At 69.7% G+C, this 14,441-nt stretch carries 13 protein-coding genes; 5 read left to right on the forward strand and 8 right to left on the reverse strand.

Features of this window, described 5'->3' with window-relative positions; genetic code table 11:
- Window positions 1-2: 2 nt before the first annotated feature.
- From ACT3S3_RS08380 to ACT3S3_RS08395, 4 genes are all read right to left on the reverse strand, one after another.
- Entirely contained in the window at window positions 3-749 is a 747-nt protein-coding gene (locus tag ACT3S3_RS08380; RefSeq protein ID WP_301442130.1) for an ABC transporter ATP-binding protein, read from the reverse strand.
- A gap of 4 nt (window positions 750-753) precedes the next feature.
- Complete coding sequence (locus tag ACT3S3_RS08385; protein WP_301442131.1) at window positions 754-1,305, reverse strand: helix-turn-helix transcriptional regulator; 552 nt, start codon at window positions 1,303-1,305, stop codon at window positions 754-756.
- A 138-nt stretch (window positions 1,306-1,443) separates the two neighbouring features.
- Window positions 1,444-2,427 carry an esterase/lipase family protein gene (locus ACT3S3_RS08390; protein ID WP_301442132.1) on the reverse strand — a complete coding sequence of 328 codons (984 nt, stop codon included), beginning with the start codon at window positions 2,425-2,427 and terminating at the stop codon, window positions 1,444-1,446.
- Window positions 2,427-2,867 (reverse strand): HIT family protein, encoded by a 441-nt coding sequence (locus ACT3S3_RS08395; protein WP_301442133.1) that lies wholly within the window; start codon window positions 2,865-2,867, stop codon window positions 2,427-2,429. The genes ACT3S3_RS08390 and ACT3S3_RS08395 overlap by 1 nt, the downstream gene beginning before the upstream one ends.
- A gap of 32 nt (window positions 2,868-2,899) precedes the next feature.
- Between ACT3S3_RS08395 and purD the strand changes: the two genes are divergently transcribed.
- From purD to ACT3S3_RS08410, 3 genes are read left to right on the forward strand one after another with little or no spacing between them, the layout of a single operon-like run.
- Window positions 2,900-4,186, forward strand: a complete 1,287-nt coding sequence (purD, locus tag ACT3S3_RS08400; protein WP_301442134.1) for a phosphoribosylamine--glycine ligase — start codon at window positions 2,900-2,902, stop codon at window positions 4,184-4,186.
- A 54-nt stretch (window positions 4,187-4,240) separates the two neighbouring features.
- Window positions 4,241-4,972, forward strand: a complete 732-nt coding sequence (locus tag ACT3S3_RS08405) for a hypothetical protein (protein ID WP_301442135.1) — start codon at window positions 4,241-4,243, stop codon at window positions 4,970-4,972.
- A 3-nt stretch (window positions 4,973-4,975) separates the two neighbouring features.
- Window positions 4,976-5,830 carry an Fpg/Nei family DNA glycosylase gene (locus ACT3S3_RS08410; RefSeq protein ID WP_301442136.1) on the forward strand — a complete coding sequence of 285 codons (855 nt, stop codon included), beginning with the start codon at window positions 4,976-4,978 and terminating at the stop codon, window positions 5,828-5,830.
- Between the two features lie 19 nt (window positions 5,831-5,849).
- Here ACT3S3_RS08410 and ACT3S3_RS08415 read toward each other — a convergent pair whose 3' ends face one another.
- On the reverse strand, window positions 5,850-6,878 hold the full coding sequence (locus ACT3S3_RS08415; RefSeq protein WP_301442137.1) for an ABC transporter substrate-binding protein: 1,029 nt from the start codon (window positions 6,876-6,878) through the stop codon (window positions 5,850-5,852).
- A gap of 167 nt (window positions 6,879-7,045) precedes the next feature.
- Here ACT3S3_RS08415 and purB point away from each other — a divergent pair, with 167 nt between their 5' ends.
- Window positions 7,046-8,476 (forward strand): adenylosuccinate lyase, encoded by a 1,431-nt coding sequence (gene purB, locus ACT3S3_RS08420; RefSeq protein ID WP_301442138.1) that lies wholly within the window; start codon window positions 7,046-7,048, stop codon window positions 8,474-8,476.
- Here the strand turns inward: purB and ACT3S3_RS08425 are convergent.
- Complete coding sequence (locus ACT3S3_RS08425; RefSeq protein ID WP_301442139.1) at window positions 8,473-9,117, reverse strand: LysE family translocator; 645 nt, start codon at window positions 9,115-9,117, stop codon at window positions 8,473-8,475. The genes purB and ACT3S3_RS08425 overlap by 4 nt on opposite strands.
- A gap of 83 nt (window positions 9,118-9,200) precedes the next feature.
- Between ACT3S3_RS08425 and ACT3S3_RS08430 the strand changes: the two genes are divergently transcribed.
- Window positions 9,201-9,659, forward strand: coding sequence for an Lrp/AsnC family transcriptional regulator (locus ACT3S3_RS08430; RefSeq protein WP_301442140.1), 459 nt, complete (start codon window positions 9,201-9,203; stop codon window positions 9,657-9,659).
- Here ACT3S3_RS08430 and ACT3S3_RS08435 read toward each other — a convergent pair.
- Entirely contained in the window at window positions 9,646-13,098 is a 3,453-nt protein-coding gene (locus tag ACT3S3_RS08435) for a pyruvate carboxylase (protein WP_301442141.1), read from the reverse strand. The two genes, ACT3S3_RS08430 and ACT3S3_RS08435, sit on opposite strands and share 14 nt — an antisense overlap.
- A gap of 176 nt (window positions 13,099-13,274) precedes the next feature.
- Window positions 13,275-14,435, reverse strand: coding sequence for a bifunctional 2-methylcitrate synthase/citrate synthase (locus ACT3S3_RS08440; protein WP_301442970.1), 1,161 nt, complete (start codon window positions 14,433-14,435; stop codon window positions 13,275-13,277).
- Window positions 14,436-14,441 lie beyond the last annotated feature (6 nt).

Consider the following 14,441-nt stretch of genomic DNA (forward strand, 5'->3'; position numbering starts at 1 on the left):
AATCACTCCACGATCCGGCCGTCGCGCAGGTGCACGGTACGGTCCGCCCAGGCGGCGAAGCGGGGCTCGTGGGTGACGAGCAGGCCGGCGGCGCCGTCATTCACCCGGTCGCGCAGCAGCGACATCACCGACTCCGCGGTGACCGAGTCCAACGCACCGGTGGGCTCGTCGGCGAGGAAGAGGTGACGGTCGCCGATCAGCGCGCGGGCCACGGCCACGCGCTGCTGCTGGCCACCGGAGATCTCGGACGGGAACCGGTCGGCGGTCTGGGCGAGGTTGATCTCCTCCAACGCCGCGACGGCGGCGGCGCGGGCGTCCTTCCGCTTCGTCCCGTTGAGTTCCAGGGGAAGGGAGACGTTCTCCGCCACGGTGAGGGTGGGGATCAGGTTGTAGTCCTGGAAGACGTAGCCCACGTGGGTGCGGCGGACCTCGGCGCGGGCCTGCGGCGAGAGGTGGGAGACGTCCACCCCGGCGACGAGGACGCGTCCGTCGCTGACGGTGTCCAGCGTGCCGGCCACGTTGAGCAGCGTGGACTTGCCGGAACCGGACGGGCCCATCACGGCGACGAGTTCGCCGGGTTCGATGGTCAGGCTGACCTTGTCGAGTGCGGTGACGGTGGTGGGGCCGTCCTGGTGGAACCTGCTGACCTGGTCGAGGTACAGGGCGGCGGCGTTGGTCGTCGCGTCCTGCGACCGGTTGCCGGAGAGGCGCCGGGGGGACAGGGGTGAGGTGTCGTTGGGGCGTGTCATGGCGTCAGTTCTCCTCGGTAGTGGTGGCGGGCGGCAGTGACTCGACCTGGTCGAGCCAGCGGATCTGGGACTCCATGTCGAAGATCCGGCGCTCCAGCTGCAGCCGGTCGGCCGCGGTGGACGGTGGGACCTCCGCCTTGCTCCTCGTGAGCGTGCGGAGTTCGTCGAGGACGGCGAGACGTTGGTTGTGCAGGACGGAGGCGAAGTCCATGCCGTCCGGCAGGCGGCCGGTGGCGGACGCCGCCATCGCGGTCTTGATCACCAGGTCGTCGCGGTCGTTGGGTGGCGGCAGGATGGGGGAGTGCCACCAGGTGGTCAGCTCGGCGCGGCCGGTGTCGGTGACCGCGTAGACCTCGGTGTGCCGTCCGGACTCGCCGGTGTCGGACCCGGTGGGTTCGACGAGGCCGTCGCGGGTGAGGCGTTGGATCGTCTGGTAGACCTGTCCGACATTGACTGGCCAGGTGGCGCGCGTTCGGTCCTCGAAGTCGGACTTCAGCCGCCCGACGCTGCGGGGTTGCTCGGCCAGCAGGCTGAGCAGGGCGAACTTGATGGACATGATGCGTGTTCCCTTGCTGGAATCGGGGTGCTTACTCGGTAAGTTCCATTGAGGTTACCGGGTAAGTTACCGAGTAAGCAAGGGGGCGGGCACCGCCGGTCCACGGCGAGTGCGTTCCCCTGTGCCCCCCGCGCGACCTCAGTCGCGCAGCCCCTCCTCCAGGATCTTCACCACCAGCTCCTGGACCTCCGGGTGCGCGGGCATCTCGTCGTGGCGCACCCGGCTGACCCCCTGGTCCTGCAGGAACGCATTCCACACCCGTGCCGGACCGCCGGGGCCGTCACCCGAGTCCGGCTCCAGGAACGCGGTCTCGTAGGGGACCACGGTGGTGTCGTTGCGGGTGGCCAGGCACGAGTACCGGATCCCCGGGCGGGTCTCCGGCGCGGTCGTCATCGTGTCGATCAGCGGGGAACCCACCACCTGCTGCAGCCCCGCCGGCCCCATCATCTTGCTGATCACCGCCTCTGCCACACGCACGGTCGTCTCGCTGGCGGTGATCACCGAGGCCATCAGTCCGCGGACCGTGGTGCCGTGGTGCGGGGAGGAGAGCGTGACCAGGTGGTGGACCCGGTCGGCGCCACCCATCTCGTTGATCCAGTAGCGGGCGAGCAGCCCGCCCTGGGAGTGACCGACGATGTCGATCTTCTCCGCCCCGGTGGCGGCGAAGACCTGGTCGATGTAGGCGGCGATGTCCTTCGCCGAGGTGATCACGTCCTGCGTGCCGTGCACGCCGTAGTCCGGCGCGAACACCACCCACCCCTTGTCACGCAGCGAGACCACGAGGTTCTGCCACGCGTTCTTCGACGAGATCGTGCCGTGCAGCAGCACCACCGGGTACGGGTGCTCCTCGGTGGGGCGGGCGTGCCAGAGGTCGTCGACGAAACCCACCGTGTACTGGCGCGCGCCGATCGGCAGGGTGGTCGACCCGCCGGGCAGCTGCGGGGTGCGTGGCAGCAGCCGGGAGGGGAACTCCAGGGTGTTGCGCACCCCGTCGGTGAACTGGGAGAGCTGGTTGAGCAACGTCTTTCCCGGCGCCTCGAGGAACTGGCTCTGCTGCGCCTGCTGGGCCTCGTCCTCGGCCTCGGCGATCGCCTTGGCGATGGCCTCGATCTCGTCCTCCATCAGCCCGCGCTGACGTCCGAACCGGTGGTGACGCCGCGTGCCCGCAGTCCCGCACGGATCTTCTCCGCCGCCTCGTCCATCTTGTCGGCGTCGGTGTCGCCCATGCCCAGGGCGTTGGACAGGTCGTAGCCGGACATGTCGGAGGCCGGGAACACGTGGATGTGGGCGTGGGGCACCTCGAAGCCGGCGATGAGGTAGCCGGCGCGCGGCGCGTCGAAGGTGTCCACGATCGCCGCACCCACGTGCTGGGCGACCTCGTTGAGGTGGGCCCACAGCCCGGGCTCCAGGTCGGTCCACCGGTCGACCTCCTCCACCGGCACGACCAGGGTGTGGCCGTAGGCCACGGGCTCGATGGTGAGGAACGCCGCCACGGTCTCGTCACGGTAGACGAACCGGCCGGGGAGGTCGCCGGAGATGATGCTGCTGAATACGGAAGCCATGGCGTCGATCGTAGCGGCTAAACTGGTCAGCCATGCGCACACTCGTCATCGGCAACGGAGCCCGCGAACACGCCCTGGCCTATTCACTGTCCACCGACCCCGAGGTCAGCGAGGTGCACGTCGCACCCGGTAACCCCGGCCTCGCCGGGGTCGCCACGCTGCACCCCGGCCTCAAGGCCGACGACGGGGAGGCCGTCGTCTCCCTCGCCCGGGAGCTCGCCGCGGACCTGGTCGTCGTCGGCCCGGAGATCCCCCTGGTCGCCGGCGTCGGAGACGCCCTGCGTGAGGCCGGTTTCCCGGTCTTCGGCCCCTCGGCCGCCGCCGCCCGTATCGAGGGCTCGAAGGCGTTCGCCAAGGAGATCATGGCGTCCGCCGGCGTGAAGACCGCCCACGCGGAGTCCGTCCTGCCGGGCGCCTCGTCCGACGAGATCGCCGCGGCCGTCGACCGTTTCGGCCCGACGTGGGTCGTGAAGGACGACGGGCTGGCCGGCGGCAAGGGTGTCGTGGTCACCCCCGATCGGGAGGAGGCGCTCGAGCACGTGCGCCACGTCCACGCCGCCGGCAACCCGGTGCTGCTGGAGAGTTTCCTCGACGGGCCGGAGGTGTCGCTGTTCTGTCTGGTGGACGGGGAGACCGTGGTCCCGCTGCTGCCCGCGCAGGACCACAAGCGCGTCGGCGACGACGACGAAGGTCCGAACACCGGCGGCATGGGCGCCTACACACCGCTGCCGTGGCTGCCGCAGGACGGTGTGCAGACCATCGTCGACGAGGTCGTCGCCCCCGTCGCCGCGCAGATGGTGAAGGAGGGCTGCCCGTTCTCCGGCCTGCTCTACGCCGGCCTGGCCTGGGGGGCCGACGGCCCCGCCGTGGTCGAGTTCAACTGCCGCTTCGGCGACCCGGAGACCCAGGCCGTCCTCGACCTGCTGACCACCCCACTCGGCGGCGTGCTCAATGCGGTCGCCACCGGCACCCTCGCCGAGCTGCCCGCCCTGCAGTGGAAGGACGGCTACGCGGTCACCGTCGTGCTCGCCGCGGAGAACTACCCGGGCACCCCGGTCACCGGGGTGGAGATCTCCGGTGCCGCCGCGGGCGACGAGGCGCGCGGCATCCGCGCCGCCGGTGTCGCCGCAGGGCAGGACGGGACGTTGGTCTCCGCCGGTGGCCGCGTCCTGAACGTCATCGGCACCGGTGCGACGCTGGAAGACGCCCGCGCCGCCGCCTACGCCGAACTGGACAAGGTCTCGCTGCCCGGCGGGCACTTCCGCACCGACATCGGCCTCGCCGCGGTCGAGGGGCGCATCGCGGTGCCGGGGCGGTAGCCGGGGCAGTAACCGGGCACTGATCTGTGAGGGACGAGCGGATAGTCTGGACGGATGATCAACAGAACTCTCCGCCGCACCTGCGCGGCCGTCACCACGGCAGGTCTGCTGTTCGGTGCGTCCGCGTGCTCGTCCGACAGTGAGTCCGACTCCGGTGACGCCACGTCGGGCGACCCGGCGGACATGATGCTCACCGACTCCGACACCCCCGCCGGCTGGGAGTGGAGCGACGCGGCCGAGGTCTTCGAGGACGGCAACGACGACGACATGTCCGAACTGCTGGACGCCGCCAACGCCGTGGTCACCGACCCCGAGCAGTGCGCGTCCATCGCCCCGTCCGTGGTCTCGATGCTCGCTCAGCTCTACGACAACCCCGACACCACGGCCGCGGCCGGGTTCCTCCCGCAGGCGGACTCGGACCCCGGTGTGGTCAACGCGATGGTCTCCACCGACCCGGAGAACACCGGGATGGCGTTGCCGGACGACCTGTCGGAGTGCGAGTCCTTCACACAGCGTTCGGAGCTGGAACCGGAGCGCCCGACGGTGAACTTCCGGGCGGACGCCACCGACGCCGAGATCCTCGGCGCCGAGAACGTCCACGTCATCACCGTGGTCAACGACGCGGACTCGGAGCAGGGCGACAACCCGCTCTCGGTGGTCGTCGGCACCGTCGACGGGGTGGCCTTTCGCGTCGACGCCAGCGGCATCGACGAACCCCAGATCCTCATGGACCTCGCCGACCGCCAGGTCGACCGGATCCGCGGCACCGACCCGGACGCGCGGTGACCGATGCCTGAAGGTCATGTGATCCACCGGCTCGCCGACGAACTCACCACCCGCTTCGCCGGACGGCCCGTCAACGTCTCCTCCCCGCAGGGACGGTTCGCCACCGAGGCCGCCGCGCTCGACGGCCGTCTCTTCGCCGGCGCCGAGGCATGGGGGAAGCACCTCTTCCTGCACTTCGGCGACCCCTCCGCGCCGGACGCCCGGATCATCCACATCCACCTCGGCCTGATCGGGACCTTCACCCTGGAACCCTTCGCCGCACCCCGCGGCCAGGTGCGCCTGCGTATCGACGACGGGGACGTCGCCGCCGACCTGCGTGGCCCGCAGCGGTGCGTCGTCGTCGGACCGGCGGAGGAGGACGCCGCGCTGGCGAAGCTCGGCGTCGACCCGTTGCGTCCCGTCGACGGGACGACGCCGGACGCCGTCCTGAACGAGGAGAAGCGCCAGCGCGCGTTCGCGCGCACGCGGCGCTCCTCGAAACCGATCGGCGCGCTGCTGATGGACCAGTCGATGTACGCCGGGGTGGGCAGCATCTACCGCACCGAGGCGTTGTTCCGCGCCGGCATCGACCCCACGCTGCCGGGGTCGTCGCTGACCGGGGGCGAGCTCTCGGACATCTGGGACGACATGGTCGTGCTCATGGACTACGGCCTCGAACACGGCCGGATCGACACGGTGCGTGACGAGCACACCCCGGAGGCGATGGGGCGCGAGCCGCGCAAGGACGACCACGGCGGCGAGGTGTACGTCTACCGTCGCGCCGGCCTGCCGTGCCTGGTGTGCGGCACGCCGGTGGAGCTGGGGGAGATGGCCGCGCGCAAGATCTACTGGTGCCCGGTATGCCAGGCGGGGCGTTGACGGGTCCGATTGAGCTGGATTACTCGCCGTCGACGTCGAAGATGTCGGCGACGTCGGTGAGGATGTGGTCGGCGCCGATCGGACTGACCGAGGTCATCCAGGTCCCCTCGTCGACGTCGACCTTGCGTCCGGCGAAGGCCTTCCAGGTGGCGGTGTCGAGGACGGCATCCGAGATCGCCGCCCATTCGGCGGCCTTCGCGGTGCCCTCCTCGGGTACCGCGACAAGAAGGAGGTCGGCCTCGGCCTGGTCCAGGTTCTCCCGCGAGACCACGTACATCCCGTAGTCCTGACCGGGGTAGCCGGACTCCTGGTTGGCAGGACGGGGCAGGTCGACCATCGCCAGGACCGAGCCGGAGAACGTGTCCTCGCCGTACAGCCTGATCGTGTTCTCGTCCTTGATCCGCACCACGCTGACGTCCGGCACGCCGTCGCCGTCGCCGTCGCTGGCGGCGTCGCGGACGCGCTCGCCGATGCGTCCTGCGCGCTCGCCGATCGCGTCGAGCCGGTCACGTGCCTCCTCGGCCTTTCCGAGGGCCTCGCCGGTGAGCAGGTAGTTCTCCTGCCAGGTGTCGCCGGTGTCCTCGCTGAAGACGGTGGGGGCGATCTCCTCCAGCTGGTCGTAGTACTCGGCGTGCCGGACGTCGGACGACAGGATGAGGTCCGGGTCCAACGCGGCGATCTTCTCCAGCTGCGGTTCGGAGATGTCACCGACCGACTCCACGTCCGCCGCGCGTGCCGCCTGCTCGTCGTCGAGGTAGGACGGAACCAGGTCGGCGCCGATGTCGGAGACGCCGACGACCGTTCCACCGAGGTCCACCGCGTAGTCCAGGAAGGCGTTGTCCAGGGCGATGATGCGCTGCGGGGCCTGTTCGATCTCCGTCGTGCCGCGGAAGTGGTCCACGGTGAGGGGGAAGGCTTCCGAGGAGGCTGCTCGGGTATCTGTGCTGGTGCTGGCGCTGTCGGCGGCGTCAGAGGAACAGGAGGTCAGGGCCAGGCCGGCGATAAGGGCCGGGATCAGGGCTGCGCTGCACGCGCGGATCGTTTTCACGGGTTAAGGATAGCGTCACTTGACTAGCCAACGGCGGTGTTCCCGTAAGAACGCAAGCCGATTCTGTCGGCCGGGAACAACGGACATGACAGAATCGGCCCCAGTTGCTCCGCGAGGGTGTGGTTGCGGCGTCTCTTCCGCACCGCGGGTGTGGGATACTGGTTGCCGTGGCTGACAAAAAGAAGATCTCGAATGTCCTGGCGAACCGCTACGCCTCCGCTGAACTCACCGGCATCTGGAGCCCGGAGGACAAGATCCTCATGGAACGCCGCCTGTGGATCGCGGTGATGAAGGCGCAGAAGAACCTCGGTGTCGACATCGACGGTGCGGCGATCGCCGACTACGAGCGGGTCATCGGCACCATCGACCTGGCGTCCATCGCCGAGCGGGAGAAGGTCACCCGCCACGACGTGAAGGCACGCATCGAGGAGTTCAACGCCCTGGCCGGGCACGAGGACATCCACAAGGGCATGACCAGCCGGGACCTCACCGAGAACGTCGAACAGCTGCAGATCCACCGGTCGCTGACCATCGCCCGCGACAAGGCCATCGCCGTGCTCGCGCAGATCGGACGTCACGCAGGCGCCTACAAGTCCCTGGTCATGGCCGGACGCTCGCACAACGTCGCGGCGCAGGCCACCACGCTGGGCAAGCGCTTCGCCTCCGCCGCCGACGAGCTCATGGTCGGCATCGAGCGCATCGAGAACCTGCTGGACCGTTACCCGCTGCGCGGCGTGAAGGGCCCGATGGGCACCAGCCAGGACATGCTCGACCTGCTCGGCGGGGACGCCGCCAAGCTGGCGGCCCTGGAACGCACCATCGCCGACGAGCTCGGCTTCGCCCGCATCTTCGACTCCGTCGGCCAGGTCTACCCCCGCTCCCTCGACTTCGACGCCCTCTCCGCCCTGGTGGAGCTGGGTGCCTCGATGTCGTCGCTGTCGATGACGATCCGTCTGATGGCCGGCAACGAGACCGTCACGGAGGGCTTCAAGGAGGGGCAGGTCGGATCCTCGGCGATGCCGCACAAGATGAACGCGCGCTCGTGTGAGCGAGTCGGCGGCCTGCAGATTATCCTGCGCGGCTACATGACGATGGCCTCCGACCTCGCCGGCTCGCAGTGGAACGAGGGCGACGTGTTCTGCTCGGTGGTGCGCCGCGTGGCTCTGCCGGACGCCTTCTTCGCCTTCGACGGCATGTGCGAGACCTTCCTCACCGTCCTCGACGAGTTCGGCGCCTTCCCCGCGATGATCGACCGTGAGCTGGAGCGTTACCTGCCGTTCCTGGCCACGACCCGCATCCTCATGGCCGCCGTCCGTGCCGGCGTGGGTCGCGAGACCGCCCACGAGGTCATCAAGGAGAACGCGGTGGCCGTGGCGCTGAACATGCGCGAGAACGGTGGAGACCAGGATCTGGTCCAGCGTCTCGCCGCCGATGCGCGTCTGCCGTTGGACGAGGACGCGTTGGACGCTGCGCTCGCCGACCGGCACGCCTTCATCGGCGCGGCCGAGGACCAGGTCGCCCGCGTTCTTGCCCGGGTCAACGCGCTGGTGTCGGCCCACCCGACCGCCGCGGCGTACCGGCCGGACGAGATCCTCTAGAGCGCGAGAACGTCGAGCAGCAGCCACGCCCCGAAGCCGGTGAGCAGGATCCCGGAGAACGCCGTCACCACGGTGTTCAGGCGGGGCCGCCCGGTGAGCACGCTGCGTGCGAAGACCGCCACGATGAAGTAGACCACCAGCACCTCGGCGATGAAGATGCTCCCGAGCAGCCCGGTCTGTGCCGCGGAATTCCATCCGTCCGGCGTGAGGTACTGGGGCAGGAGGGCGAGCAGCAGCATCATCGCCTTCGGGTTGATGCCGCTGACTCCCATGCCGCGCAGGTACAGGCTCAGGTCGGTGGTACCGGCGGAGGACGCGGGGGACGCCCCGCCCGGGGCGTCCGTCACTGCGCTGCCGCCGGCGCGCAGGCTCAGCAGCGTGCTCACACCCAGGTAGGTGATGTAGCAGGCGCCGACGAGGGTGAGCACGCTGAGGACGTCCGGATGCGAGGACACCAGCGCGCCGACGCCCACGGCGACGACGGCGACGAGCAGGACGTAGCCGCTGGCGAGCCCGAGTACGGGCGGGGCCACCGACTTACCGCGGGGGCCGGCGCTGATGACGTAGGCCCAGTCCGCACCGGGCATCATCGTCAGGAGGGCGGCGGTGGCGGCGAACTGCAGGACTAGTGAGGCTTCCATGTGGTGAAAGCTTATTGCAGGTCGGCTGAAATGTGTTTCGAAGTTTCGGCGTTCAACCGCGCTGCTGTGGGATAATCTTCGGCATGGATGCCGTAGACCGAAAAATTATCTCATTGCTTCAGCAGGACGGGAGGATGAGCGTCACCGACCTCGCCGAGCAGGCGCGGTTGAGTGTGTCGACCTGCCACCGTCGCCTGCGCGACCTGGAGGGCAGCGGGGTGATCCGCGGCTACCACGCCGCGGTCGACCCGGAAGCCCTCGGACTGACCTTCGAGGCGCTGGTCATGGTGACGATGGGGCGGACGGACCAGGCCACGGTCGCCGCCTTCGAGGAGGCCGTCGCGCGCGAACCGGCCATCGTCTCCGTGGAACGGTTGTTCGGGGAGACCGACTTCATCCTGCGTACGCTCACCCGGGACCTCGCCGGCTACCAGGAGCTCTACGACGCGGTGCTCGGCACCCTCCCGGGTGTCGAGCGGTTGAACTCCACCATGGTGATGAAGCGCGTCGTGGACGGGACCAGGGGTCCTACTCCACGGTGACGAGGAGGTCGCCGCCCTCGACCTTCGTCGGCTGGCTCATCACCACGCGGGTGACCTTGCCGGCCACCGGGGCGGTGATCGTGGCCTCCATCTTCATCGCCTCGATCACCGCGACCGCGTCGCCGGCCTCCACCGAGTCGCCGACGGAGGCGTTGACGGTGACCACACCGGCGAAGGGTGCGGCGACGTGGCCGTCGACGCTCGGGTCGGCCTTCTCCGCGGCGGCGGTGACCGACTCCACCGAGCGGTCACGCACCCGCATCGGACGGATCTGCCCGTTGACGGTGCACACCACCTGGCGCATGCCCTTGTCGTCGGGCTCGCCGACGGCGTCGAGGCGCACCACCATCGGCGGATTGTTGTTGATGCGCACCACGGTCTCCTCGCCCTCGACGAGGCCGTAGAGGAACTGGCGGTCGGTGAGGATCGACACGTCACCGAAGGTGCGCTTGTGCTCGGCGAAGCCCTTGGCCTCCTTGGTGAACAGCAGGCGGCTCAGCGCGCCACGGCGCTGGTCGGACGTCCCGGCGTCGAGCAGTGCGGCCTCGTCGTCGGGCACCTCGACGGTGCGTGAGGCGGTGTCGCCGCGTCCCTCCAGCGCGCGGGTACGCAGCGGTTCGGGCCACCCGCCGGGCGGGGTGCCCAGCTCGCCGCGCAGGAAGGCGATCACGGAGGCGGGGATGTCGTAGCGCTGCGGGTCGGCGGCGAAGTCGGCCACCGACACCCCGGCACCGACGAGGTGCAGGGCCAGGTCGCCGACGACCTTGGACGAGGGGGTGACCTTGGTGGGCCGGCCGAGCAGGTCGTTGACCTCGGCGTAGGCGTCCTCGATGAGTTCGAAGCGATCGCCCAGGCCCAGCGCGGTTGCCTGGGTGCGCAGGTTGGACAGCTGACCGCCGGGGATCTCGTGGGTGTACACCCGTCCGGTCGGGCCGGCGAGTCCGGACTCGAAGGGGGCGTAGACCGCGCGCACGGCTTCCCAGTAGGGCTCCAGCGAGTTCACCGCGTCCAGCGAGATGCCGGTGTCGCGCGGGGAGTGGGCCATCGCCGCGACGATCGCCGACAGGGAGGGCTGTGAGGTGGTGCCGGCCATGGAGGCGGCGGCACCGTCGACGGCGTCGACGCCGGCGTGGGCGGCGGCGAGGTAGGTCGCCAGCTGGCCACCGGCGGTGTCGTGGGTGTGGAGGTGCACCGGCAGGTCGAAGTTCTTGCGCAGCGCGGTGACCAGGGTGTGCGCGGCGGTGGGGCGCAGCAGCCCGGCCATGTCCTTGATCGCCAGCACGTGTGCGCCGGAGTCCACGATCTTCTCGGCCAGGCGCAGGTAGTAGTCCAGGGTGTAGAGGTCCTCGGACGGGTCGGCGAGGTCACCGGAGTAGGCCATGGCGACCTCGGCGACGGCGGTGTCCGTGTCCAGGACCGCGTCGATGGCGGTGCGCATCTGGTCGATGTCGTTGAGCGCGTCGAAGATGCGGAAGATGTCCACCCCGCCAGCGGCGGCCTCGGCGACGAAGGAGCGGCACACCGAGTCCGGGTAGGGGGTGTAGCCCACGGTGTTGCGCCCGCGCAGCAGCATCTGGATGTTGGTGTTGGGCATCGCGGCGCGCAGCTTGTCGAGGCGTTCCCAGGGGTCCTCGTGCAGGAACTGCATCGCCACGTCGAAGGTGGCCCCGCCCCAGGCCTCCACACTGAGCAGTTCGGGGGTCAGCTGGGCGACGGCCTCGGCGGCGTCGACCAGCGGGTTGGTGCGCACCCGGGTGGCCAGCAGCGACTGGTGGGCGTCGCGGAAGGTGGTGTCGGTGACACCCAGGGCGTCGGCGTCGCGCAGCTGGCGGGCGAAGCCGGTGGGGCCGAGCTCGAGCAGCCGGTCGCGCGAGCCGGTCGGCAGGGCGATCTCAGAGTCGTTGCCGTTGCCGGTGGCGGTGGTGAGTTCGGGCAGCTTGCGGCGGGGCACGACCTCGGTCGGACGCGGCCCGTTGGGCTGGTTCACGGTGACGTCGGCGAGGTAGTCCAGGAGGCGTCCGGCCTCGTCGTCGGCCGGCGGGGCGGTGAGCAGGTGCGGGTGCTCGGCGATGAAGGACGTGGCGATGCGGTGGTGGCGGAAGTCGTCCTCACGCAGCAGCGCGCGCAGGAAGCCGATGTTGGTGGCCACCCCGGAGACGGTGAACTCCGCCAGGGCGCGCTGGGCGCGTGCCACGGCCTGGGCGAAGTCGGCTCCGCGGCAGGTCATCTTCACCAGCATCGAGTCGAAGTGCGCGGAGATCTCGCCGCCCAGTGAGGCCGCGCCGTCGAGGCGCACCCCGGCGCCGCCCGGGGAGCGGTAGGCGGTGATGGTGCCGGTGTCGGGCCGGAAACCGTTGGACGGGTCCTCGGTGGTGATGCGGCACTGCAGTGCCGCCCCGCGGGTGACGATGTCCTCCTGGCGCAGGCCCAGGTCTTCCAGGGTCGCGCCGGCGGCGATCTGGATCTGGGACTTGACCAGGTCGATCTGGGTGACTTCCTCGGTGACGGTGTGCTCGACCTGGATGCGCGGGTTCATCTCGATGAACACGTGGTTGCCGGCCTCGTCGACGAGGAACTCCACGGTGCCGGCACCGCGGTAGTTGATCGACTCGCAGAAACGTACGGCGTCGGCGCAGATCTTCTCGCGCAGCGCCGGGTCCAGGTGCTGGGCCGGGGCGATCTCGACGACCTTCTGGTGGCGACGCTGCAGCGAGCAGTCACGCTCGTAGAGGTGCACCACGTTGCCGGTGCCGTCGCCGAGGATCTGGACCTCGATGTGCTGCGGGTTGATCACGGCGCGTTCGATGTAGACCCGGGCGTCGCCGAAGGCGGCCTCGGCCTCGCGTGAGGCCTCGGCGGCGCGGTCGGCGAGCTCGTCGGGGGAGCCGACGAAGCGCATGCCGCGTCCTCCACCGCCGGCGACGGCCTTGACGAACAGCGGGTAGGTGCGGCCCTCGGCGAAGGAGACGAGTTCGTCGATGTCGGCGCTGGGTGCGGAGTCGTCGAGGATCGGCAGGCCGGCCTTCTCGGCGGCCTCCACGGCGGCGGACTTGTCGCCGGTGAGGTCGAGGGTCTCGGGGTCCGGGCCGATGAAGGTCAGGCCGGCCTCGGCGGCGCGGCGGGCGAGGGTGGCGTTCTCGGAGAGGAAACCGTAGCCGGGGTAGATCGCGTCGGCGCCGGTGTCGAGGGCGGCGCGGATGACTTCGTCGATGTTGAGGTAGGCCTTGACCGGTGAGTCGTCGGTGCCGATGCGCACCGCTTCGGAGGCGAAGGAGCGGTGGAAGGAGTTCCGGTCCTCGCGGGGGTAGACCGCCACGGTGGTGGCGCCGGTCTCGAATGCGGCGCGGAAGGCACGCACCGCGATCTCGCCGCGGTTGGCGACGAGGATCTTGGAGAACGAGTGCGGGCTGGCGTCGGCGAGGGTCGTGGAGTCGGCCATGTGAGGCGTCCTTTCCGAAGGGGGCTGGTGGGGCAAGTCGGTACTGTGTGGTCAGACCAGACCTAAAGAATACTGGTGATCTACGCCACTGTCGAGAGGGCAGGGGGAGTACGCGACGCGCCCGCGGCGACGGTGGGGACCGTCGGCGCGGGCGCGTGCGGGAGGCGGAGAGCAGGTCAGGCGCGGATGTTCTCCTCGACCGAGCGCTGCTGTTCGCCGTCGTAGGCACTGAGCGGACGGATCAGGGCGTTGGACTCGTTCTGCTCCACGATGTGGGCGGTCCAGCCGACGACCCGGGCCATCACGAAGATGGGCGTGAAGAACGGGATGTCGATGCCGAGCATGTAGTAGGTCGGCCCGGCGGGGAAGTCCAGGTTCGGCAGGATGCCGGTGCGCTTCTCCATCGCGGCCTGCATGTTGTCGTACATCTGGACCCACTTGTCACCGTCGTGGTTCGCGGCGGTGCGGCGCATCGCAGCCTCCATCGACGGCACACGCGAGTCACCCTTCTTGTACACGCGGTGGCCGAAGCCCATGATCTTCTGCTTGTTGTCGGCCTTGTCCAGCACCCACGCCTCGGCCTCCGCGGGGTCGTCGACCTCGAGGAAGTTGTGCATCACGGCCTCGTTCGCCCCACCGTGCAGCGCGCCCTTGAGCGCGCCGATGGCACCGGTGACCGCGGAGTAGACGTCCGCGGTGGTGGAGGTGATCACCCGTCCGGTGAAGGTGGAGGCGTTGAAGGAGTGCTCCGCGTACAGGATCAGCGACTGGTCGAACGCCTTGACGTCGTCCATGTTGTTGGCCGGGGAGTCCGGCCCGTCGCCGAAGCACATGTACAGGAAGTTCGACGCGATCCCACGGGTCCGCGACGGCGGGATGAACTCCAGGCCGCGACGCCGGCGCATGTCGTAGGCGATGATCGCCGGCAGCTTCGCCAGCAGGCTCACCCCGGTGCGGCGCACCGTGTCGGAACTGTTGTCCTCGTTGGTCACGTCCTGCGTGCCCAGCCAGCTCACCGCCGTGCGGACGACGTCCATGGGGTGGGCGGTCTTCGGCAGGGAGGCGATGAGGTCCAGCAGGCCACGGGTGACCGGACGCAGGGCGCGCTCGCGCTGCCCGAACTCCTGGTACTCGCGCCAGGTCGGCAGCTCCTTGTTCCACAGCAGGTAGGCGACGTCCTCGAAGCTGCAGTGCTCCACGAGCTCCTGGACGGGGTAGCCGCGGTACGTCAGGGAGTTGGTCTCCGGGACGACCTTGGACACGGCGGTGTAGTCGACGACCACACCGTTGAGGCCCTTGCGGATCTCCTGGGTGGTGTCTGCGTTCTTCTCGCTCATCGGGAA

The sequence above is a fragment of the Corynebacterium sp. AOP40-4SA-5 genome (genome assembly GCF_052377355.1).
Classification (GTDB): Bacteria; Actinomycetota; Actinomycetes; order Mycobacteriales; family Mycobacteriaceae; genus Corynebacterium.

Excerpts from the sequence above, each read along its gene's own strand:
- ACT3S3_RS08410 (WP_301442136.1), top strand. The coding sequence starts at position 4,976 with ATGCCTGAAGGTCATGTGATCCACCGGCTCGCCGACGAACTCACCACC.
- ACT3S3_RS08390 (WP_301442132.1), bottom strand. The coding sequence starts at position 2,427 with ATGGAGGACGAGATCGAGGCCATCGCCAAGGCGATCGCCGAGGCCGAG.
- ACT3S3_RS08430 (WP_301442140.1), top strand. The coding sequence starts at position 9,201 with ATGGATGCCGTAGACCGAAAAATTATCTCATTGCTTCAGCAGGACGGG.
- purD (WP_301442134.1), top strand. The coding sequence starts at position 2,900 with ATGCGCACACTCGTCATCGGCAACGGAGCCCGCGAACACGCCCTGGCC.
- ACT3S3_RS08435 (WP_301442141.1), bottom strand. The coding sequence starts at position 13,098 with ATGGCCGACTCCACGACCCTCGCCGACGCCAGCCCGCACTCGTTCTCC.
- ACT3S3_RS08385 (WP_301442131.1), bottom strand. The coding sequence starts at position 1,305 with ATGTCCATCAAGTTCGCCCTGCTCAGCCTGCTGGCCGAGCAACCCCGC.
- ACT3S3_RS08395 (WP_301442133.1), bottom strand. The coding sequence starts at position 2,867 with ATGGCTTCCGTATTCAGCAGCATCATCTCCGGCGACCTCCCCGGCCGG.
- ACT3S3_RS08405 (WP_301442135.1), top strand. The coding sequence starts at position 4,241 with ATGATCAACAGAACTCTCCGCCGCACCTGCGCGGCCGTCACCACGGCA.
- ACT3S3_RS08440 (WP_301442970.1), bottom strand. The coding sequence starts at position 14,435 with ATGAGCGAGAAGAACGCAGACACCACCCAGGAGATCCGCAAGGGCCTC.
- ACT3S3_RS08380 (WP_301442130.1), bottom strand. The coding sequence starts at position 749 with ATGACACGCCCCAACGACACCTCACCCCTGTCCCCCCGGCGCCTCTCC.
- ACT3S3_RS08425 (WP_301442139.1), bottom strand. The coding sequence starts at position 9,117 with ATGGAAGCCTCACTAGTCCTGCAGTTCGCCGCCACCGCCGCCCTCCTG.